General features: G+C 60.9%; 18 protein-coding genes. 14 read left to right on the top strand and 4 right to left on the bottom strand.

Annotation, left to right across the window (positions count from 1 at the left end):
- Nucleotides 1-14 precede the first annotated feature (14 nt).
- Together AB1S50_RS07790 and rsgA are read right to left on the bottom strand one after the other, a co-directional pair.
- The gene (locus tag AB1S50_RS07790; RefSeq protein ID WP_455363740.1) at nt 15-821 is read right to left on the bottom strand and encodes a sulfurtransferase; all 807 of its coding nucleotides are present in this window, start codon (nt 819-821) and stop codon (nt 15-17) included.
- Nucleotides 822-912: 91 nt separating this feature from the next.
- Nucleotides 913-1,947, bottom strand: a complete 1,035-nt coding sequence (rsgA, locus tag AB1S50_RS07785) for a small ribosomal subunit biogenesis GTPase RsgA (RefSeq protein WP_367149991.1) — start codon at nt 1,945-1,947, stop codon at nt 913-915.
- A gap of 88 nt (nt 1,948-2,035) precedes the next feature.
- Between rsgA and orn the strand changes: the two genes are divergently transcribed.
- A complete protein-coding gene (orn, locus tag AB1S50_RS07780) occupies nt 2,036-2,575 on the top strand; it encodes an oligoribonuclease (RefSeq protein WP_367149989.1) in 540 nt (179 codons plus the stop codon).
- A 9-nt stretch (nt 2,576-2,584) separates the two neighbouring features.
- Here the strand turns inward: orn and queG are convergent, their stop codons facing one another.
- The gene (gene queG, locus AB1S50_RS07775; RefSeq protein WP_367149988.1) at nt 2,585-3,694 is read right to left on the bottom strand and encodes a tRNA epoxyqueuosine(34) reductase QueG; all 1,110 of its coding nucleotides are present in this window, start codon (nt 3,692-3,694) and stop codon (nt 2,585-2,587) included.
- 163 nt (nt 3,695-3,857) lie between these two features.
- On the opposite strand from queG, the gene AB1S50_RS07770 reads away from it, so the two are divergent.
- From AB1S50_RS07770 to AB1S50_RS07710, 13 genes are all read left to right on the top strand, one after another.
- Nucleotides 3,858-5,339, top strand: a complete 1,482-nt coding sequence (locus AB1S50_RS07770) for an NAD(P)H-hydrate dehydratase (RefSeq protein ID WP_367149986.1) — start codon at nt 3,858-3,860, stop codon at nt 5,337-5,339.
- Nucleotide 5,340: 1 nt separating this feature from the next.
- The gene (tsaE, locus tag AB1S50_RS07765; RefSeq protein ID WP_367149985.1) at nt 5,341-5,859 is read left to right on the top strand and encodes a tRNA (adenosine(37)-N6)-threonylcarbamoyltransferase complex ATPase subunit type 1 TsaE; all 519 of its coding nucleotides are present in this window, start codon (nt 5,341-5,343) and stop codon (nt 5,857-5,859) included.
- A gap of 161 nt (nt 5,860-6,020) precedes the next feature.
- Entirely contained in the window at nt 6,021-7,331 is a 1,311-nt protein-coding gene (locus tag AB1S50_RS07760) for an N-acetylmuramoyl-L-alanine amidase (RefSeq protein WP_367149984.1), read from the top strand.
- A 76-nt stretch (nt 7,332-7,407) separates the two neighbouring features.
- Nucleotides 7,408-9,243, top strand: coding sequence for a DNA mismatch repair endonuclease MutL (gene mutL, locus AB1S50_RS07755; RefSeq protein WP_367149983.1), 1,836 nt, complete (start codon nt 7,408-7,410; stop codon nt 9,241-9,243).
- A 13-nt stretch (nt 9,244-9,256) separates the two neighbouring features.
- Nucleotides 9,257-10,225, top strand: a complete 969-nt coding sequence (gene miaA, locus AB1S50_RS07750) for a tRNA (adenosine(37)-N6)-dimethylallyltransferase MiaA (RefSeq protein ID WP_367149982.1) — start codon at nt 9,257-9,259, stop codon at nt 10,223-10,225.
- Between the two features lie 182 nt (nt 10,226-10,407).
- Complete coding sequence (gene hfq / locus AB1S50_RS07745; RefSeq protein WP_367149981.1) at nt 10,408-10,689, top strand: RNA chaperone Hfq; 282 nt, start codon at nt 10,408-10,410, stop codon at nt 10,687-10,689.
- 153 nt (nt 10,690-10,842) lie between these two features.
- Entirely contained in the window at nt 10,843-12,147 is a 1,305-nt protein-coding gene (gene hflX / locus AB1S50_RS07740) for a ribosome rescue GTPase HflX (protein WP_367149979.1), read from the top strand.
- Between the two features lie 87 nt (nt 12,148-12,234).
- Nucleotides 12,235-13,383, top strand: a complete 1,149-nt coding sequence (gene hflK / locus AB1S50_RS07735; RefSeq protein WP_367149978.1) for an FtsH protease activity modulator HflK — start codon at nt 12,235-12,237, stop codon at nt 13,381-13,383.
- Nucleotides 13,384-13,394: 11 nt separating this feature from the next.
- Nucleotides 13,395-14,276: a protease modulator HflC gene (gene hflC, locus AB1S50_RS07730; protein WP_367149977.1), complete on the top strand. Its 882-nt coding sequence runs from the start codon at nt 13,395-13,397 to the stop codon at nt 14,274-14,276.
- A gap of 185 nt (nt 14,277-14,461) precedes the next feature.
- A complete protein-coding gene (locus AB1S50_RS07725; protein ID WP_367149976.1) occupies nt 14,462-15,646 on the top strand; it encodes an ATP phosphoribosyltransferase regulatory subunit in 1,185 nt (394 codons plus the stop codon).
- A gap of 234 nt (nt 15,647-15,880) precedes the next feature.
- Nucleotides 15,881-17,203, top strand: a complete 1,323-nt coding sequence (locus AB1S50_RS07720; RefSeq protein WP_367149975.1) for an adenylosuccinate synthase — start codon at nt 15,881-15,883, stop codon at nt 17,201-17,203.
- Between the two features lie 276 nt (nt 17,204-17,479).
- Nucleotides 17,480-18,157 carry a PAQR family membrane homeostasis protein TrhA gene (trhA, locus tag AB1S50_RS07715; RefSeq protein WP_367149974.1) on the top strand — a complete coding sequence of 226 codons (678 nt, stop codon included), beginning with the start codon at nt 17,480-17,482 and terminating at the stop codon, nt 18,155-18,157.
- Nucleotides 18,158-18,273: 116 nt separating this feature from the next.
- Entirely contained in the window at nt 18,274-19,485 is a 1,212-nt protein-coding gene (locus tag AB1S50_RS07710) for a lytic murein transglycosylase (RefSeq protein WP_367149973.1), read from the top strand.
- Between the two features lie 230 nt (nt 19,486-19,715).
- Here the strand turns inward: AB1S50_RS07710 and AB1S50_RS07705 are convergent, their stop codons facing one another.
- Nucleotides 19,716-20,081: a hypothetical protein gene (locus AB1S50_RS07705; protein WP_367149972.1), complete on the bottom strand. Its 366-nt coding sequence runs from the start codon at nt 20,079-20,081 to the stop codon at nt 19,716-19,718.
- Between the last annotated feature and the right edge of the window lie 471 nt (nt 20,082-20,552).

Genomic DNA, 20,552 nt, shown 5'->3' with positions numbered 1-20,552 from the left:
TTGGTTTACAGGAGTTACTTTTCCACCGGGGTTTCGGGCAGGTTACCCCACTCGCTCCATGAGCCGGGGTAGGCGCGGATGTCGAAGCCGAGGGATTTGCCCACCAGCCAGGTAAAGCCGGAACGATGGTGACTCTGGCAATGGGTCACAATTTTCTGCTCACCGGTGAGCCCCAATTGTGCCAGCAGCTGGCGCGCATCCCTGCGGATGCGCCGGTGCCGCTTGGGGTCCATCAGCTGCGTCCACTCGCAGTTGACGGCGCCGGGGATGTGCCCGCCTCTCAGGGCCAGCACTTTTTCGCCGTAGTATTCCTGTGGTGAACGGGCGTCCCAGACTGAAAATTGTGGATCTCCCAACTGCTGTAGTATCTCTTCGGCAGTGGCGGGGATGGCTGTGTCAATCTCGATGTCGATATCGCTCGGGGGCGGAGTGGTGGCTTCCCGGGACAGGGGCAGATTCTCCCCCTGCCAGGCACAGGTGCCGCCGTTCAGGTAGCTGTAATGCCGGTGACCGATTACCTCCAGTGTCCACAGAAAGCGGCCGGCCCAGCCGCCGCCCTCATCGTCAAATGCCACCACATGGTGTTGCGGGCGCAAACCCAGGCTGCGGAATAACTCCGTCAGTCGCTCTACACTGGGCAGTTTGCCGGGTGCCGGCGGTGTGCCAGCCATCAGTGCCTGAAACGGCAGGTGCACGGCACCGGGAATATGACCGCGGGCATAAGTTTCAGGGCCACTCAGATCCACCAGTAGCAAATCCTTGCTATCGAGCAGACCCGCCAGCTGCTGTGGCTCGAGAATCAAAGGCAGTGACTGTGACAAGGGAATCCCTCTGCAATCCAATGGTTGTTAAAGCGGCCCGTTAGCGGGTATTGCGGCCGCCGCCACACCGGGTACGCTGTTTACGGGTGCGTTAATTTTGCCGCTGCAAGCTGTTGCGTAGATGCAGGAAGCTGTTCATACGGCGCTGGCTGATGGCGCCGCGCTGCAGCGCCTCGGCGATGGCACAGCCGGGCTCGTCCTGATGCCGGCAATCGCGAAAACGGCAGCGGCCTACATAGGGGCGAAATTCCACAAAGCCCTCCAGCAGCGATTGCTCGCTCATGTGCCACAGGCCGAATTCGCGAATGCCCGGAGAGTCTATCAGATCCCCACCGCCCGGCAGGTGGAACAGTTCCGCCGCAGTGGTTGTGTGAGTGCCTTTGAGGGTGGCCTGGGAAAGAGCGCCGATGCGCGCTCCCGCATCCGGCAGCAGGGCGTTGACCAGGGAGGATTTGCCCACCCCGGACTGGCCGACAAAAACACTGGTGCCTTGAGCGAGGGTGCGCAACAACTGCGGCAGCCCTTCCCCGGTCTTGGTGGAAAGACGTATCACCGGATAGCCCAGTTGCGGGTAGGGCTGCAGAATCTCCGCCAGTGCCTCCCGGTTTTGGTGGTCAATCAAATCGATTTTATTGAGCAGCAAGATTGGTTTGATGCCAGTGGCTTCGGCTGCCACCAGATAGCGGTCGATGGCATTGGCAAAAGGTTGCGGACGGGGGGCAATCACGATGGCGATGCGATCGATATTGGCCGCCACCGTTTTCAGGTCGCCGTAGCGATCCGGCCGCTGCAACTCCGAGTGGCGCTGCAACCGTGCGCCGACTACCCCTAGACTTCCGGCAGCCCCGTCCACCGCAGGCCGCCAGGCGACCCGGTCGCCGGTCACCAGTGGGTCGATATTGGCGCGCAGATGGCAGCGCTGGCGCAGCGTGCGGTCATCGCTGGCCTCCACAAGTACCTGGGTGCCATAGTTGGCGATCACAAGGCCGGTCCGCTCAGTGCCAAGATGGCCCTCCTGCAGCGCACCCTCTGCCCGCTGGGCGCTCCGGCGCGCCCTCTCCTCCCGCTCCTGCTGGATTTTGTCGATGCGCCACAACTGGCGCCGGCTGAGTTTGCGTTTGCTCATTTGGGGGACCGGGGCTGACACGCCGCGGATTATAGCTTGCATCGCCCGGTCAATGCGGTACCTTGCGCGGAGTTATCGAGGAGGTCTTGTGGAGCAGAATAATTTGATCTGGATCGACCTGGAAATGACAGGACTGGATCCCGAGGCCGAGCGCATCATCGAAATCGCCACCATAGTGACAGACTCCAACCTCAACATTCTGGCCGAGGGCCCGGTCCTGGCAATACACCAAAGCGATACACTGCTCAACGCCATGGACGACTGGAATACGGAGCAGCATGGCGGTTCCGGGCTGGTGACACGGGTGCGTGAATCGTCACTGGATGAGTGCCAGGCGGAGAGCGAAACGCTGGAGTTCCTGCGTCAGTGGGTGCCGGAGGGAACCTCTCCCATGTGCGGCAACTCCATCGGTCAGGACCGGCGTTTCCTGGTCAAATATATGCCGGCGCTGGAGCGCTATTTTCACTACCGCAATCTGGATGTAAGTTCGGTGAAAGAGCTGGCGCGGCGCTGGCGCCCCGATGTGCTGGAAGGTGTGCAGAAGCAGAGTTGCCATCTCGCGCTGGAAGATATCCGCGATTCCATCAACGAGCTGCGCCACTACCGGGAGCATTTCTTCCGTCTGTAGAAGCCCCTCTTATTGCGGGCGCCGAAGCTTGCGTTTGCGGTGCCTTCCGCTGCGCAACCTGGCCAGCGCCCAGCGGATGTGTTCCGCTACCAGCGCGCTGGCGCTGGGCAGCGTCTGTTCAAGCAGCTCGATCACTTCCGGGCCGGGTTCGGAGTTGCCTATTGCCACCGCCAGATTTCGCCGCCAACGCTCATAGCCGATGCGGCGGATGGCGGAGCCGGCAGTTTTGCGCAGAAATTCCTCTTCGTCCCAGCGGAACAGCTGCGACAGCTCGCCGTTGTCCAGCCCGTGGCGGGGGTGAAAATCGGTCTCGGCAGTGGGTTTGGCAAATCTGTTCCAGGGGCAGATGATCTGGCAGTCGTCGCAGCCGAACACCCGGTTGCCCATGGGCTCGCGAAATTCCTCGGGTATAGGGCCGGGGTTTTCGATGGTCAGATAGGAAATGCAGCGACGTGCATCCAACTGGTAGGGACCGACAAAGGCATCGGTGGGGCACACCTTCAGGCAGGCGGTGCAGTCGCCGCATTGATTGCGCTGTGGCTTGTCATCCACCGGGAGCGCGAGGCTGGTGTATACCTCCCCGAGAAAAAACCAGGAGCCGGCGTTTTCGCTCAGCACCATGCAGTTTTTCCCGATCCAGCCCAGGCCGGCCTTTTCCGCCAGGGCGCGTTCCATCACCGGCGCACTGTCGGTGAAGGCGCGACCGCTACAGTGGAGTCCCCGCGCAGTGCAAAAAAGCTCTATTTTCTGTGCCAGATGCGCCAGGCGCTTGCGGATCAGCTTGTGGTAGTCGCGCCCGGTTGCGTAGCGGGAGACATAGGCCTTGCTGGAATCCTTGAGTATGCGCACCGGCGCTGTGTCCGGCGGCAGATAGTCCAGGCGTGCACTGATCACCCTCAGCGTGTTTGGCTCCAGCAATCCCGGGCGCCAGCGCTTTTCTCCGTGTGCGGCCATCCACTCCATGGTCCCGTGATGGCCGGCGCGCAGCCAGGCGGTGAGCCGTTCGCCATGCTCTTCCAGGTGGCAATCGGTAATGCCGATCTGTTGGAAGCCGAGTTCGCGTCCCCAGATCTTTATCAGTCCCGCCAACTCGGCGAGCAGTGCTTCACTTGTGGACATCGGTGAATTGCATTCAGTTTAGGACTGCCGGCGTAGCGCCCGCCGCGTGAGGTGGAACAAATTGCGCGCCGGGAGCGTTATACTTTCCACACGCCGCGCAGAGGGAAATTTTCTCCTGCGCATTTTGCCACAGTTTAAATTTTGACCATACTGTCGGAGTCGCATGAACAGCCCTCGGCCCCTGTACAGCGCCGCCACCGTGCGCCAACTCGATCAGCGCGTGACCAACGCCTTGGGTATAGCTTCCCTGGTGTTGATGAAGCGTGCCGGGCGGGCAGTTTTTACCGAGCTGCGGCGGCGCTGGTGCGGCACCAAGCGCATCCAGGTGTTTTGTGGCGGTGGCAATAACGGCGGTGACGGCTATGTAGTGGCCGGCTTGGCCGCGCAACAGCAGCTGCCCGTCACCGTCTACGCCTGCTCCGATCCGCAGGAACTGGCCGGGGATGCGCACCTGGCGTACCAATTCGCACGGCAGGAGGGGGTGAAAATCGTTTCCTCCCTGGCGCAGATGGATACCGCCGATGCCGACACCGTCACCGTTGACGCCTTGCTGGGCACCGGCTTCCGGGGCCCGCTGCGGGAGCGCTACGCACTGGCAGTGGAGCATGTGAACAAATCCTGTGGGCCTGTGTTGGCGGTGGACATTCCCTCCGGGGTGGAGTCCGACACGGGTCACGCGGACGCCGCCGTGCAGGCGGACGCGACCGTGACCTTTATCGGGCGCAAATTCGGCCTCTACTGTGGTCGCGGTGCCGCCTGTGCCGGTGAAGTGGTGTTCAATGCCCTGGGTGCGCCGGAACAGGTATATGCGGACGCTGTGCCCCTGGCTCTTCGCTACGGTGACACCAGTGTGCCGCGGCTGCCGAAGCGAGCCCGGGACAGTTACAAGCATCAATTCGGCCATGTGCTGGTGGTCGGTGGTGACAGCGGCTTTGGCGGTGCGGCGGTGATGGCGGCCGAGTCCGCGGCCCGCACCGGAGCGGGTCTGGTTTCGCTGGCCACACGGCCTCAGCATCTGCCGGCGGCGTTGACCCGCTGCCCGGAGGTGATGGTGCACCCGGTGGTCTCCGGCCAGGAACTGGAGCCGCTGCTACAGGGGCCCAGTGTGATCGCTGTGGGACCCGGGCTCGGGCGTGCGCCCTGGGGCGAGCAACTGCTGGCGCGGGCCGCCCGCGCTCAGGTGCCGGTGGTGCTGGATGCCGATGCACTGAATATTCTCGCCGCCGGCCGGGTGCTGGCGGGTATGCGCCGGGACGACTGGATACTGACCCCCCATGTGGGAGAGGCTGCACGGCTGATTGGTTGTGATGCGGCGGACGTGCTGGCGGACCCCATTGCGGCGGTCAGCGCGATTCAGCACAAGTTCAGCGGCGTGGTGATACTTAAGGGCGTGGGCACTCTGATCGCCCACGACAAAGGCGTGGATCTCCTTAACAGCGGCAACCCGGGGATGGCCTCCGGTGGTATGGGGGATCTGCTTACCGGCATTATCGCGGGCCTGGTCGCCCAGCGTATGTCGTTGTTGCAGGCGGCCCGTCTGGGGGTCTGGCTGCACGGCGAGGCCGGTGACCGGGCCGGACAGGACGGCCGGCGGGGGTTGCTGGCCACCGATCTGTTGCCCTGGGTGCGCAGGCTGGTGGACTGAAATGCCGGCCGAATTGCAATTCACTCTGGTGGACGAAGAGGCCACCCTGGGCGCCGGCGAGGCGCTGGGACTCGCTTGCCTGGCGGTGGGTCTACAGCGGGGACTGGCAATCTTTCTGCGGGGGCAGTTGGGAGCAGGTAAAACCACCCTTTGCCGCGGTCTTCTGCGGGCCTGTGGCCATGCCGGGGCAGTAAAAAGCCCCACCTACACCCTGGTGGAGCCCTATGAGTTTGGCGCCCTGCGCGTTTTCCATTTCGATCTCTACCGTTTAGGGGATGCGGAGGAACTGGAATTCATGGGGGTGCGGGACTATCTGGCACCTGGGAGTCTCAGCCTTGTGGAGTGGCCGGAGCGAGGTGAAGGTGTGCTGCCGCGGGCGGATATCGATGTTGAACTGGGAGTCCTCGACAGTGGTCGACAGCTGTGTCTGGAGGCCAATTCCAGCTCCGGCAGTAAAGTGATCGCAGCACTGGCCCACTTGCTGGGGCCGCAATCCTCGTGCGGTAAATCAGTCCCGTAACCGTTTGATGTGTTGTGGGGGGGGAGCGGGCATGGGCCGCAAATCCGGGTTGAGAGGGGCCGCTTAGTTTTTATCAACAAACTGTTGAAGACCGCCGACGGGAAGCGGTTTATGCGGATCAGGGAAGAGGCACTAACGACAACAGGAGTTTTGGCACTGTAATGAAGAAGGTGTGGAAGCAGTTGTGCGGGTTGAGCGCTGCCCTTGTTCTGGCCCTCCCGGCGATGGCGGCGGAGGTTCAGGGGGTGCGTCTGTGGAGGGCGCCGGATCACACCCGCCTGGTGTTCGACCTGACTGCTCCCGCCGAGCACCAGCTGTTTACTTTGCGTGGTCCGGACCGCGTTGTCGTCGATGTGAACAACACCCGCCTTCGGGCCCAGCTGGACGGGTTGGAACTGGATGGAACCCCGATCGAGCGGCTGCGCTATGCCCGCCACAACGAGAAGGATCTGCGCGTGGTGCTGGACCTGAAGCAGCAGGTTAATCCGCGCAGTTTTGCCCTGCGCCGTCACCAGAATCTTCCCGACCGCCTGGTGATCGACCTGTACGACCGGGCACAAAGTGAGGAAATCTCACTGCAGCAGGTAAGCCGCGAGCGCGCCATCGTCATCGCCATCGATGCGGGGCATGGCGGAGAAGATCCGGGTGCGCTGGGTCCCGGGGGCCTGAAGGAAAAGGACGTAGTGCTCGCCATCAGCCGCCAGCTGCGGAAATTCATCGATGCCCGACCCGGCTTTTCCGGCAAACTGGTGCGAGGTGGTGACTACTATGTACCCCACCGGGAGAGGGTCAACAAAGGCCGGCAGCTGCGCGCCGACCTGTTTGTTTCCATTCATGCCGACGCCTTTATCCGCAAAAGTGCGCGTGGCGCGGGTGTCTATGCACTGTCGTCGCGGGGCGCCACCAGCGAGACGGCCCGGTTTTTGGCCCAGCGGGAAAATGAGTCCGACCTGATCGGTGGTGTCGGCAATCTCAATCTGGGGGATAAAGACGATACGCTGGCGGGGGTACTGCTGGACCTGTCCATGACGGCTTCGATCAATGCCAGTCTCGACATAGGGACCAGTGTGCTGGGGCAGCTGGGAACCTTGACCCACCTGCACAAGAAGCGCGTGGAACAGGCCAACTTCGCCGTGCTGAAGTCCCCGGATGTGCCGTCCATCCTGGTGGAGACCGGATTTATCACCAATCCGCAGGAGGCCAGTCGCCTGCGGGATCCCAAGTTCCAGCGCCGGCTGGCAGAAAAAATCAGTGAGGGTATAGTGTCCTACTTTGTCAGCCACCCGCCCGCCGGCACCTGGCTGGCGGCCAACCCGGCTTCCCGCTCGCGGCGCCACACCATCGCCCGCGGGGACACTCTGAGCGGTATCGCCCTGCGTTACAAGGTGTCGGTGGCGGCATTGAAAGAGTTAAACGGCATCGACAGCTCGGTGATCCGTGTGGGACAGACGCTGACTATCCCCTCCGGCTGAGGCGGTGCCAGGCACCGCCCGGAGGTGGCGGCCAGTCATCGGCCGGCATTGGAAGAGCACAGGACGTATCCAGCCTATGCGCGACAGAATCGAGCAATTATCCCCCCGCCTCGCCAACCAGATCGCCGCCGGCGAAGTGGTGGAGCGCCCCGCATCAGTGGTCAAGGAACTGTTGGAAAACAGTCTCGACGCCGGGGCCTCGCGCCTGGAGGTGGAGGTGGAGAGTGGCGGCGTCAAGCGGATCAAGGTGCGCGATAACGGCCAGGGCATAGAGCGCGAGGACCTGGCGTTGGCACTGGAACGGCACGCCACTTCCAAGATCCATGTGCTGGAGGATCTGGAGGCGGTGGCTACGCTGGGTTTTCGCGGCGAGGCCCTCGCCAGCATCTCATCGGTGGCGCGGCTGACCCTGGCCAGCAGCCGCGACGACAGTGGCAAGGGTTGGCAGGTGGGTGCCGAGGGTCGGGACATGCGACCGCAGCTTGCACCGATTGCCCATCCCCAGGGCACCAGCGTCGATGTGCGGGACCTGTTTTTCAATACCCCGGCGCGGCGCAAGTTCCTGCGCACCGAAAAGACGGAATTCAACCGCATTGATGAGGTTATCAGGCGGTTGGCACTGTCGCGCTTCGATGTCTCCATCAACTTGCGCCACAACGGTAAGGGCGTGCACAACCTGCGTGCAGGTAGTGGACGGGTGGAAATGGAGCGGCGTGTGGCCCAGGTGTGCGGTCCGGCATTCATGCAAAATGCGCTGCACCTGGATGTGGAGCGCAACGGACTGCGCTTGTGGGGCTGGGTGGCCGAGCCGGCCTTTTCGCGCTCCCAGGCGGATTTGCAGTTTTTCTATGTCAACGGCCGCGCCATTCGCGACAAGGTTGTCAGCCACGCAGTGCGGCGGGCATTTGCAGATGTCCTGTATCACGGTCGTCACCCCGCATTTGTACTCTACCTGGAACTGGACCCGGCAGCCGTGGATGTGAACGTGCATCCCACCAAGCACGAGGTGCGCTTTCGCGACAGCAGACTGGTGCATGATTTTCTGTTTGGCAGTCTGCAGCGCGCCCTCGCCGAGGTGCGACCGGGGCAGACTGAAGTCCAGCAGCCGGAAGCTGGCGTTGACGGGGATGGGGGGACAACCGTGGCTCAGCAAACGATGCCGCTGACCGCCCGGCCCTCCCCGCAACGGCTGCGGGAGCAGATGCAGACCTATGGCGCCCTGCATCGACCGGAGGGCGAAACGGCGGGGGTGCCGGTTAGTGCACTGGCGCCGGCACAAGCTCCGGTTGCGGAGCAAACGCTGCCGGAGCGGGGGGAGGTTGGAGAGGCGCCACCATTGGGGTTCGCCCTGGCCCAGTTGCACGGTATCTATATCCTGGCGCAAAATACTTCAGGATTAATTGTGGTGGACATGCACGCCGCCCATGAGCGTATCGTCTATGAGCAGATGAAAACGGCTCACGCCACTGGTGGCATTCAGGCCCAGCCGCTATTGGTGCCGGTCACTCTGGCGGTGAGTCAGCGCGAGGCGGACTGTTTCGAGGAACGCAGCGAGGAGTTTGTTGCCCTGGGTTTCGTCTTGCAGCGTGTGGGGCCGGAAAGTCTGCTGGTGCGCCAGGTGCCCACTGTGCTGCACAATGCCGAAGTGGAGCAGCTGGTGCGCGACGTGCTGGCCGATTTGCTGGCCCAGGGCGGCAGCGACCGTATCGGTGAGCGCATCAACCAGATTCTCGCCACCATGGCCTGCCACGGTTCGGTGCGCGCCAACCGCCGGCTCACAGTGCCGGAAATGAACGCACTGCTGCGGGATATGGAAAACACGGAGCGCAGTGGCCAGTGCAACCACGGCCGCCCCACCTGGACCCAGATCAAACTGGCAGAGGTGGACAAGTGGTTTTTGCGTGGTCGGTAACTGGCGATGCAGTGTGAATGAGTGCAGTGAGAAAGAAAAACCGCGCGCGTTTTTCCTGCTGGGCCCCACAGCCTGCGGCAAGACGGATTTGGCTATGGCGCTCTGTGAGCGGCTGCCCCTGGAGCTGATCAGCGTCGACTCGACACTGGTGTATCGGGGGCTCGATATCGGGTCCGCCAAGCCGACGCCCGCGGAGCTGGCGCGCCACCCCCACCGGCTGATCGATATCTGTGACCCTGCCGAAGCCTACTCCGCCGGACGTTTTCGCCGCGATGCGCTGGCGGCCATGGGCGAAGTGGTCGCCGCGGGCAAGACGCCGCTGCTGGTTGGCGGAACCATGCTCTATTTTCGCGCTCTACTGGAGGGTATGGCGGAGCTGCCGCCGGCGGATCCGGCCCTGCGCGCCGAGATAGAGGCGCGTGCACAGCGCGAGGGCTGGCCGGCACTGCACCGGGAGCTGCAGCGGATCGATCCCGAACTGGCGGCGCAGTTGCACCCCAACCACTCGGCGCGTATCGAGCGGGGCCTGGAGGTGTTCAGGCTCACGGGTCAGCCACTTTCGGTGTTGCGCCGGCGACAGGCCCAGGGTGGCGTAAGGGACAGCTTCAACCTGCGCCAGTTGGCGCTGTTGCCCCGGGACAGAGAGCTGTTGCACGCCCGCATCGAGAGCCGGTTCCAGCAAATGCTGGAGCGCGGTTTTGTCGCCGAAGTGACGTCCCTGCGCGATCGCGGCGACCTGTGCGAGGAACTGCCCGCAATCCGCTCGGTCGGATATCGGCAGGTGTGGCAATTTCTGGAGGGGCGGCTGAGCCGCGACCAGATGCTGCAGGCGGGAATCGCCGCCACTAGGCAACTGGCCAAGCGCCAGCTCACCTGGCTGCGACGCTGGCCGGATCTGGTGCGTATTTACATACAGAAAGAGGATGGCCGGGTGCGCAAAAATGACGAAATCTTGGCGGAGGCCTTGAAATTTCTCAGCTGAGCATCCATAACGTGGTTGGGCTGCAAAAAGACAGGCCGGTTCAGTCAGTTCATTCGCAGAGTCCGGTCATGCCCGGCTCTTTTTTATGCGTGTATTCAACCGTAACCGTTTTTTAGTTCGCGGCATTCGCGGACGCGATTGCGGCCTGCATATCGCTTCTAGCTTTTGACAAGGAGAAAAACATGTCAAAAGGGCATAGCTTACAAGACCCTTATCTCAACGTACTGCGCAAAGAGCGTATACCTGTTTCAATTTACCTGGTAAACGGTATCAAACTTCAAGGACAGATCGAATCGTTTGACCAGTTCGTGGTTCTGCTGAAAAACACTGTCAGCCAGATGGTGTACAAGCACGCGATATCTACGGTAGTGCCGTCCCGGGCAGTGCGCCTGCCGCTGCTGAATCCGGCCGCTCAGGCCGGCGGTGCCGAGGGCGAAGGTGGCGAGCGAGAATCTTTCGGCTGAGCACTGTCCCATCCAGTGACCGGCGCCCCGGAATGACGGGGTGCCGGCGGTTTGCTCCGGGGGCGTCTGCGGGTTTTGTCCGCCACGCTATACCCCCGCGTCCCTGGCACCTGCGGGTATCCGGCGTATTGAGCCTGTTCGAGAGAGTACTTCTTGTTTTTTGACCGACCTGAATCCGGTGAGCTGGCGGTACTGGTGCACCTGCAACTGTCCGCCATCGACAGCCCGGGCGACCCCCGAGAATTTGAGGAGCTGGCGCTGTCTGCCGGCGCCGATCCAGTGGCTTTCATCTTTGGTCAGCGCGCCGCGCCGGCCCCCAAGACGTTCGTCGGCCGGGGCAAGCTGGATGAGATCCAGCGAGCGGTGAAGGAGCATGGCGCAGAGCTGGTCATTTTCGACCACACCCTGTCCCCCAGCCAGGAGCGCAATATAGAGCGCGAACTGCGCTGCCGGGTGTTGGACCGCACCGGTCTGATTCTGGATATCTTTGCCCAGCGGGCCCGCACCCATGAAGGCAAGCTCCAGGTTGAGCTGGCGCAGTTGCGCCATATGGCCACCCGCCTGGTGCGCGGGTGGACACACCTGGAGCGGCAAAAAGGTGGCATAGGCCTGCGCGGGCCCGGTGAAACCCAGCTGGAAACGGACCGCCGCCTGTTGCGCGCACGTATTGATTCCATCGAGAAAAGGCTGGAGAAGGTGCGTCGCCAGCGGGCCCAGGGGCGGCGTGCGCGGCGCCGCGCCGAGGTCGTCACTGTATCCCTGGTGGGCTATACCAATGCCGGCAAGTCTACCCTGTTCAATCGTCTTACCGGCGCCGGTGTTTACGTGCGCGACCAGCTGTTCGCCACCCTGGATCCTACTATGCGCCGGGTCGAACTGCCCAATGTGGGTACCGCGATCCTGGCCGATACGGTGGGTTTTGTGTCCCATTTGCCCCATCGGCTGGTTGAGGCTTTTCGTGCCACCCTGGAAGAGGCAGCCAGTGCCACTCTACTGCTGCATGTGGTCGACGCGGCTGCCGAGGATCGCTTGCATCTGATGGAGCAGGTGCAAAACGTCCTCGGCGAAATAGGTGCGGGAGAGCTGCCGCAGTTGGTGGTGTACAACAAAATTGACCTGTTGCAGGACCGGGGTCCGGCGATCGACCGCGATGGGCAGGGCATTCCCCGCGCCGTGTGGCTGTCGGCGGCCACCGGAGAGGGCTGTGATCTGCTGCTCGAGGCTATCGCCGAACTTGTCGGGGAGCAGCTGGTGTCCGGCACTCTGGTACTGCCGGCACACCAGTCGCGGCTGCGTGCTCAACTTTATGAGGTCGGCGCCGTACAGGCGGAAAGCTATCGTGAAAACGGTGACTGCGAACTGCGCCTGATCCTGCCGCGCGGCGACCTGCAAAGACTGCTGGCACCCTTTGGCGACTCAGAGGGTGCTCCCCACTGGCAGCCCCTAAGCGAACCATAGTCGGGGCAAGCTGCGATATTTCATCGGCGAAGGATGCTAGAATCTGGCCCTAAGCAAACGCCTAACGATCAGAGTTGGAGTAATTAAATGGCCTGGAACGAGCCGGGTGGTAATAACAAAGATCCCTGGGGTGGCGGTAACCGCAACGGCGGTCCACCGGACCTGGACGAGGTGCTGCGCAAGCTGCAGCAGAAACTGAGTGGCTTGTTTGGGGGCGGAGGCCCGGCCGCCACCGGTGGCGGCAGCAGTTCGGGGCGCTTCCCCTGGGCGCTGGTGCTGATAGTGGCGGCGGTGCTCTACGGACTCTGGGGCTTCTACCAGGTGGATGCCAACGAGTCGGCAGTGGTATTGCGCCTGGGCAAGTACCATTCCACGGAAACCGCCGGACTGCACTGGAATCCGCCGCTGATCGATCGGGTCACCAAGGTCAATGTCACCGAGGTGCGGACCGAGAGGACCACCGGGCAAATGCTCACGGAGGATGCGAATATCGCCGAGGTGGTACTGCAGGTCCAGTGGCATATCGACGATGCCGAATCCTATGTGTTGCGCGTGCGCGACCCCCTCAAGAGCCTGCAGGAAGCTACCGAGAGCGCACTGCGTCACGTGGTGGGTTCAGCTTCCCTGGAGGGTGTTATTTCTCAGAACCGCACCCAGGTTTCCGCAGATACGCAGAAGCGCCTGCAGGAATACCTAGATATGTATCAGACCGGCATCCGTATCGATGTGGTCAACCTGACCGACGCCACGGCGCCGCGCGAGGTGCAGGACGCCTTCGATGACGTGGTGCGGGCGCGGGAAGACGAGGTGCGCCTGCAGAATGAGGCGCAGGCCTACGCCAATCAGGTGATTCCGGTGGCGCGGGGCCGCGCCCAGCGCCTGATCGAAGAGGCGGAAGCCTACAAGACCCGTGTAGTCGAGTCGGCTCGCGGTGAAACGGTGCGCTTCGAAAAACTGTTGCAGGAGTATCAGGCAGCGCCGGTGGTGACCCGCGAGCGCCTCTACCTGGATACAGTGCAGGAGGTGATGAGCAATACCTCCAAGGTGATGGTGGATGTGGAGGGCGGTAACAACATGATGTACCTGCCCCTGGACAAATTGGCGAGAGAATCCGCCGACCGCACCGCCCAGACCAAGGATGTTACTCCAGCGGTAATTGACGAAGTGTACCGGCGTGTAGTCGAGCGCTTCCGCGGCGAAGCCGGCAACGGTCGCCGCGGCCGTGAAGTGCGCTGAGGGGGCTAGCTATGAACAACAGAACACTGATCATTGTCGCCGCATTACTGCTCGCCATACTGGCGATTTCCAGCAGTGCATTTGTGGTGAAGGAAACCGAGAAGGCGGTGCTGCTGCGCTTTGGCGAGGTGGTGCGCAGCGACTATGGACCGGGTCTCTACTTCAAGATTCCGCTGGTGCACCAGTTGCGCAAGTTCGACGCCCGTATCCAGACCGTGGACTCCAGTCCGGTGCGCATGTTGAACAGCGAAAACAAATTCATGATGGTGGACTCCTACGCCAAGTACCGTATTTCCGACGTGGATCGATTTTATGTGGCCACCCGTGGCGATGAGCGCAACGCGGTACGGCTGCTGGCGGAGCAGATCAACGACCGGCTGCGCAACCAGTTTGGTGTGCGCGACCTGCACGAGGTGGTCAGCGGGCAGCGCGACGAGCTGATGGCGGAAATCACCAAGAATCTCAACCAGGCGGCACAGGGCAACCTGGGTGTGGAGATCATCGATGTGCGGGTCAAGCGCATCGATCTGCCGCCGGAGGTCTCCGAGTCGGTATTCCAGCGTATGCGCGCCGGCCGTGAGCTTGAGGCCCGGGACCACCGCGCCAAGGGTGAGGAGGCCAGCGAGCGTATTCGCGCCAACGCCGATCGCCAGGTGGTCGAGATAGGTTCCGAAGCCTACCGTAAATCGGAAGAGTTGCGCGGCGCCGGCGATGCGGAGGCGACCAAGATCTACGCCCAGGCGTTCAACAAGGACCCGGAGTTCTACAGCTTCACCCGCAGCCTCAAGGCCTATCGGGATTCCTTCAACGATCGCGCCGACACGCTGCTTCTCAAGCCGGACAGTGAGTTCTTCCGCTATCTGAAGGACTCCGAGGGCGGCACGGATCAATGAGTGACGGGCGCTTCGAGCGCCCACTACCTTCCGGCTTACAGTTGGTGTTAAAATTGCGCAAACCGGGCGTCGCCCGGTTTTTTCGTGTTTGCGGGCCGGGCCCGGTTGGCTGGGTCTGCGCGTGCCATCTTGCCTCGTTCCGTCCAGGTGGACGGAACCACTGTTGAACAAGTGTCATTTTTACCATGACCCAAGCTGATCGCTGGTTGCTGCCGGACGGCATCGCCGAGATATTGCCCGCCGATGCCAAGAGCATTGAGACCCTGCGCCGGCGCCTGCTGGATCTCTATCACAGCTGGGGCTACGAATTGGTGATTCCGCCGATGGTGGAGTTCACCGACTCGCTGTTGATCGGAATGGGGCGGGATATAGACCTGAGCACTTTCAAGGTCACCGATCAACTGTCCGGCCGCACCCTGGGTATCCGTGCGGACATCACCCCGCAAGCCGCCCGCATCGATGCCCACAGCTTTCCCCGTACCGGTGCCAACCGCCTGTGCTACGCGGGCCAGGTACTGCACACGCGACCGCGTACCGCCATGGCCTCCCGCGCGCCCATCCAGATCGGCGCGGAGTTGTATGGGGTCGACAACCTGCTGGCGGATATCGAAGTGATATCGCTGATGCTGGAATCCCTGTTGGTCGCGGGGGTAGAGCGGATTCATCTGGATCTCGGCCATGTGGTGATTTACCGCAGTCTGGCGACAGCAGCGGCGTTGGACGACGATCAACAGCACGAACTCTTTGCCCTGTTGCAGAGCAAGGCCAGTGCCGATATTGAGCGCTGGGTAGCCGCCAACGTCGCCGAACCCCGCTGTGCCCGCTGGCTCTGTGCGCTGCCGCAGCTGGCGGGGAGCGAAGACTGCCTGGCCCGGGCCCGGGATCTGTTCAGTGATGCACCCGCGGATCTGAGGGGCGCACTGGAAGACCTGCGCCGGACTGCCAGCCACCTGGCGCGGCGTTATCCGGCGGTGGAACTCTTCTTCGATTTGAGTGAAGTGCGCGGCTACGATTACGAGACCGGACTGGTGTTCGCCGCCTATACGCCGGGCTATGGTCAGGCCCTCGCCAACGGCGGTCGCTATAACGGTATCGGCGCAGTATTCGGTCGCGAGCGGGCCGCTACCGGTTTCAGTACCGACCTGGTGGCACTGAATACCCTCGGTTGCGGCGGGGAGCCGGAGCGTGGTGCCATCCTTGCGCCGGCGGCCGAGGATGAAGAGCTGTGGCATGCGGTACAGGCATTGCGCGAGCGGGGCGAGGTAGTGATCAGCGCCCTGCCGGATGGCGGTGCAGATGAACTCTGCGCCCGTTGCGAGCGCAAACTGGTCCTTGAGGGTGGTGAATGGCGGGTAGAGCCGCAGAGCTGACCAGGGATTTCCCGAGGCTGGTGGTGGAGTGCCGAACTTTGCAGCGCCTGGGGTGTGCATCTGGGTCAGCTATTAACCCGACGCTGAATTAAGTTGCCGAAGTAGTGCGGCACAGGTCATTGAAGCTCAAGCAATTCCGCGTAATTGCACAGGTTTTCAAGGGCGACAATCCGCGGCTGCCAATACCAGCGGCCGGGTCAACGAGCTAATGCGTTAACGGTGGGATTTGCGTAGATGGGCAAAAATGTAGTGGTGCTGGGTACCCAGTGGGGCGATGAGGGCAAGGGCAAGATCGTCGATCTGCTGACGGAAAAAGTGGCCCTGGTGGTGCGTTTCCAGGGTGGTCACAACGCCGGCCATACGCTTGTGATCGACGGCGAAAAAACCGTTTTACACCTGATTCCCTCCGGTATTCTGCGCCCCAGTGTGACCTGCCTGATTGGCAACGGTGTGGTGCTGTCGCCGGAGGCGCTGCTTGTGGAAATGGACGAGCTGCAGGCGAAAGGTGTGCCGGTACGCGAGCGCCTGCGTCTGTCTCCCGCCTGCCCGCTGATTCTTCCGGTACATGTGGCACTGGACCAGGCGCGGGAAAAGGCGCGCGGTGCCAAGGCGATCGGCACCACCGGGCGCGGCATAGGCCCCGCCTACGAAGACAAGGTGGCACGCCGGGGACTGCGTCTCGGGGATCTGCGCAATTGGGACAGCTTCTGTGCCCAGTTGCAGGAGCTGCTCGAGTACCACAATTTTATCCTCACCCACTACTACCAGGTGGAACCGGTGAGCTTTCGGGAAACACTCGCCCGGGCCGAAGTCTGGCGTCGTGAACTGGTGCCGATGATTGCCGATGTAGCCGACCGTTTGCACTGTGCGCGGGAGCGCGGCGACCATATTTTGTTCGAAGGGGCCCAGGGCTCGCTGCTGGACATAGATCATGGCACCTACCCCTATGTCACCTCGTCCAATACCACCGCGGGGGGAACCGCCACCGGTTCCGGGTTCGGCCCCCTCTATCTGGATTATGTGTTGGGCATCACCAAGGCCTACACCACCCGTGTGGGCAGTGGGCCCTTCCCCACCGAGCTGGAGTGTGATGTCGGCCAACACCTGGGGGAAAAGGGGCACGAATTCGGTGCTACCACCGGTCGCAAGCGCCGCACTGGCTGGTTCGACGCCGTGGCTGTCCGCCACGCCATCCGCATCAACAGTATTTCCGGTCTCTGCCTCACCAAGCTGGACGTGTTGGACGGCCTTGAGGAAGTAAAAATCTGTGTCGGTTACCGCGACAGCGCCGGTCAGGATGTTCCCGTACCTTTCGATGCCGCCGGTTGGGAGGGGGTGGAGCCGGTTTACGAAGCCATGCCCGGCTGGAGTGAGAGCACCTGCGGGGTGCGCCGGGAATCGGAGCTTCCGCAAGCAGCGCGGGACTATATCGCCCGTATCGAAGAACTGGTCGGTGCCCCTATCGATATTGTCTCCACCGGACCCGACCGCAGTGAAACCATAGTGCGGGCCTCATCCGCCCTCTGCGACATGGGGATCCACAGCCCCAGTGAATGACCTCGCTGGGGCCGCCAGCCCTGTTTCTTCAGGTGGCTAAGTCGAAAGGCGCTGAAAGCCGATGAATCACCGGTCGGCCGTTGTGCTTGCGGCGCTGACAAACAGTGTCCATTATGGAACTGCCTTGTGGGTTATGGTCACGCCGCGGACCCCAAGCTACCGCCAACTGGCAGTCCCACTTATTCGTCGGTTTTCACTGGCGGCATTACTGGGTCGTGGCAGGTCTGTCTGACTGCCAAAGAGAAATTAGTGTCAACAGGCCCTAGAGGGATGTCCATGTCCAGCCATCATGCCGGTGCTCTGGCGCCACGCTACAGCCTCGCGGAGGAGATCGCCAACAGCGTCAGCCACGGTATAGGCGTACTGCTGGCCATTGCCGGACTGGGAGTGCTTTGCGCCTTCGCCGCATTAAAGGGCGATGTCTGGCACCTGGTGAGCTGCAGTATCTATGCGGGGACACTCATACTCTGTTTCGGCACCTCAACCCTGTATCACAGTATTACCCACGCCCCTGCCAAGCGCGTGCTGCGCACCCTGGATCACGTCAGCATCTTTTTGCTGATTGCCGGCAGTTACACGCCGTTTACCCTGGTGACTTTGCGCGATGTGGGGTTTTCGCTGGGTTCCTGGGGCTGGTGGCTATTCGGCATCATTTGGGGGCTGGCAGTTGCGGGACTGGTGATTCAGTTTACGCCGCTGAAAAAAGTGCGGGCCCTTTCGATCACTCTCAGTGCTCTAATGGGATGGGTGGTATTGCTGGCGATAGAACCGTTGTTGGGCAGTCTGGCGCCCGGCGGCCTGTGGCTGCTGCTGTTGGGAGGGCTCTGCTACACCGGCGGTATCGTTTTCTACCTGTGGCGAAGCATGCCGTTTCACCACGCCATTTGGCATCTGTGTGTTCTGGCAGGTGCGGTGCTGCATTTCCTGGCAGTATTGTTGTTCGTGATTCCCTGAGCCACCATTCATCCACAGCAGGGTTTCCAATCCGCGCACTTATAGTGCCTTCCGGCTTTCGATTTGCCGCCAATCGCCCTACTCTATGACGGCAATCAATCGCCACAGGAGTAGTTATGTTCCGCTCATTATCCTGGCCATGCCAGCTCTTCTGTATCCTGCTTGCCCTTGTCTACCCGGTGGCTGTCGCCAGTACGGATGAAGGTTTCGAGCAGTGGAAGCGGCAGTTCCGCAAGGAGGCCCTGAGTCAGGGTATTGCTCCGGAGGTATTCGACCGCGCCTTTGCCGGCGTCAATGCACCTGACCAATGGGTACTGGACAAGGCCAATTATCAGCCGGAATTCAAGGCACCGGTCTGGCAATACTTCGACAACCGGGTACAGCAAAGGGCGATTCAACAGGGGCGACAGAAACGCGAGGAGCTGAAGCCGTGGCTGGACAGGATAGAGCGGCGTTTTGGTGTAGACCGGGATATATTGCTGGCCATCTGGTCCATCGAGTCCAGCTATGGTGCGATTCTCGACAATCAAGAGGTTGTGCGAGACCTGGTCCGCTCCCTTGCCACCCTCGCCTATGCGGATCCGAAGCGCAGTAGGTTTGGGCGCCAACAGCTCATCGCCGCCCTGAAGATTCTGCAGAGCGGTGATATTGACGAGGGGCACCTGGTGGGTTCCTGGGCCGGGGCCATGGGCCACACGCAATTTATTCCCACCAGCTACCTGGCGTATGCGGTGGATATCGACGGTGACGGCAGGCGCGATATTTGGAATTCGGTCCCCGACGCGTTGGCTACCGCCGCAAGTCTGCTGGCAAAAAATGGCTGGCGCACCGGCGAAACCTGGGGTTACGAGGTGGTTACCCCAAACCGCAAACTACCGGCCGGGCGGCGTACTTTGGCGGAGTGGCAAAAGCTGGGTGTTCGCCGAGCCAATGGCAAGCCGTTTCCTCGTCCTGCCGATAAAGCCGAACTCAAACTGCCGGCGGGACCTGATGGCCCCGCATTCCTGATGTTAAAGAATTTTCGTGTGATCAAGCGCTACAACAACTCGGACCGCTATGCCACTGCCGTGGGACTGCTGGGAGATCAGATAGGTGGTGGCAGTGGACTGGTCCACGACTGGCCGCGACCGTTTACGCCTATTGATAGCATCGAAGTTGAAGAGCTACAAAAACTGCTCCGGGAAAAAGGCTTCTACGATGGAGAGATCGACGGTAAGGCCGGACCTGCGACACGCAAGGCGATCAGGGTGTTTGAGCAAAGCCTGGGCGCCGAAGTACAGGGCTACCCGAGTAGGGAAATCCTGGAGCGGCTGCGTGGTGGTCGGTAAGGGGATAGGAAATGACCAGGGATAGCTACTCTTTGCCAATATCCTCAACGCCGACAGCTCACAGATTGTAATGGGCAGTAATTCTGTCGGCGGTTAACACAACTGTCGGGTTGAAATCCAATACGCCTTACCGATTCTATATATGACCGGAGGCGGTACATCCCTGTACCGTATTAACCCAGTAATTTATTGAATTTGTGGGTTAATAGTATCGGCGTCACTCCTTAAGCTTAGTGTCCGGTTTCGTAGTGCATGGTGGCTTCTACAAATTCGATACTGCCGTCATCGTAGTGGATGTAGGCCTTTCCCCTTTGTATGGAATAGGCAGGTACATTAACTATACATGATAAGCCAGAACTGCATCCGTCAGTCCAGACAACTCGATCAATAGATTTGGTAATATTGACGATACTCCAGCTTCCTGTGGTCGAATTGCCAAAGCTAAAATCTATTCCAAAACAGGAGGAGGTGCCATTGCCAAATACATTGCCTCCAGCTCCGGGTTGCAAGCTCAGGTGGCAAACCATGTCTGCAGAAAGCACAGGCATAGGGGTCACGACTAATAAGCATGCTAGTATTATTTTCTTTGCATTCATATCCTTAACCTTATTTTTTTAGTTTCTTCGTTGCCGTCGTTGATTTGACGACTAGCACGAGCCTATCACCAGTATTTTAACCGTGCCACTGCCAAAAACTTTCCTGCTATCGGAATGCGATCGGGTTAACAAAATTCATGTGGTCGACAATTCTCAATTAATTTTAATTAAGTGGCGTGCAAAATAACCTGCAAGGGACCAAGATAAAATTTTCGCTACTTTAAGTGCTCTGTAACAATTTATTTTTGCTGTCTCACTGCTAGAACCTGACCGATCTATTGTACTGCTTTGCAGTATGGTTCTGGTTGCAATCGGATTTAGAGTTGAATATCCATCAATATTGACCTGGAAATGCGATAGTCTGCCGGGTTAGTGAGAGTTTTTTTCTGCGCATAAACCGCTGCTAGTCAGAACGTTTCTGATGAAAAGAAAGCTAATGGTAGAAAGTCAAAAAGGCCGATGATCTATCGA

This window comes from Microbulbifer discodermiae (assembly GCF_040742695.1).
In the GTDB taxonomy this organism is placed as follows: Bacteria; Pseudomonadota; Gammaproteobacteria; order Pseudomonadales; family Cellvibrionaceae; genus Microbulbifer.
Note: the sequence above shows the minus strand (reverse complement) of the source record. Positions and strands in the feature narration are given on the sequence as shown.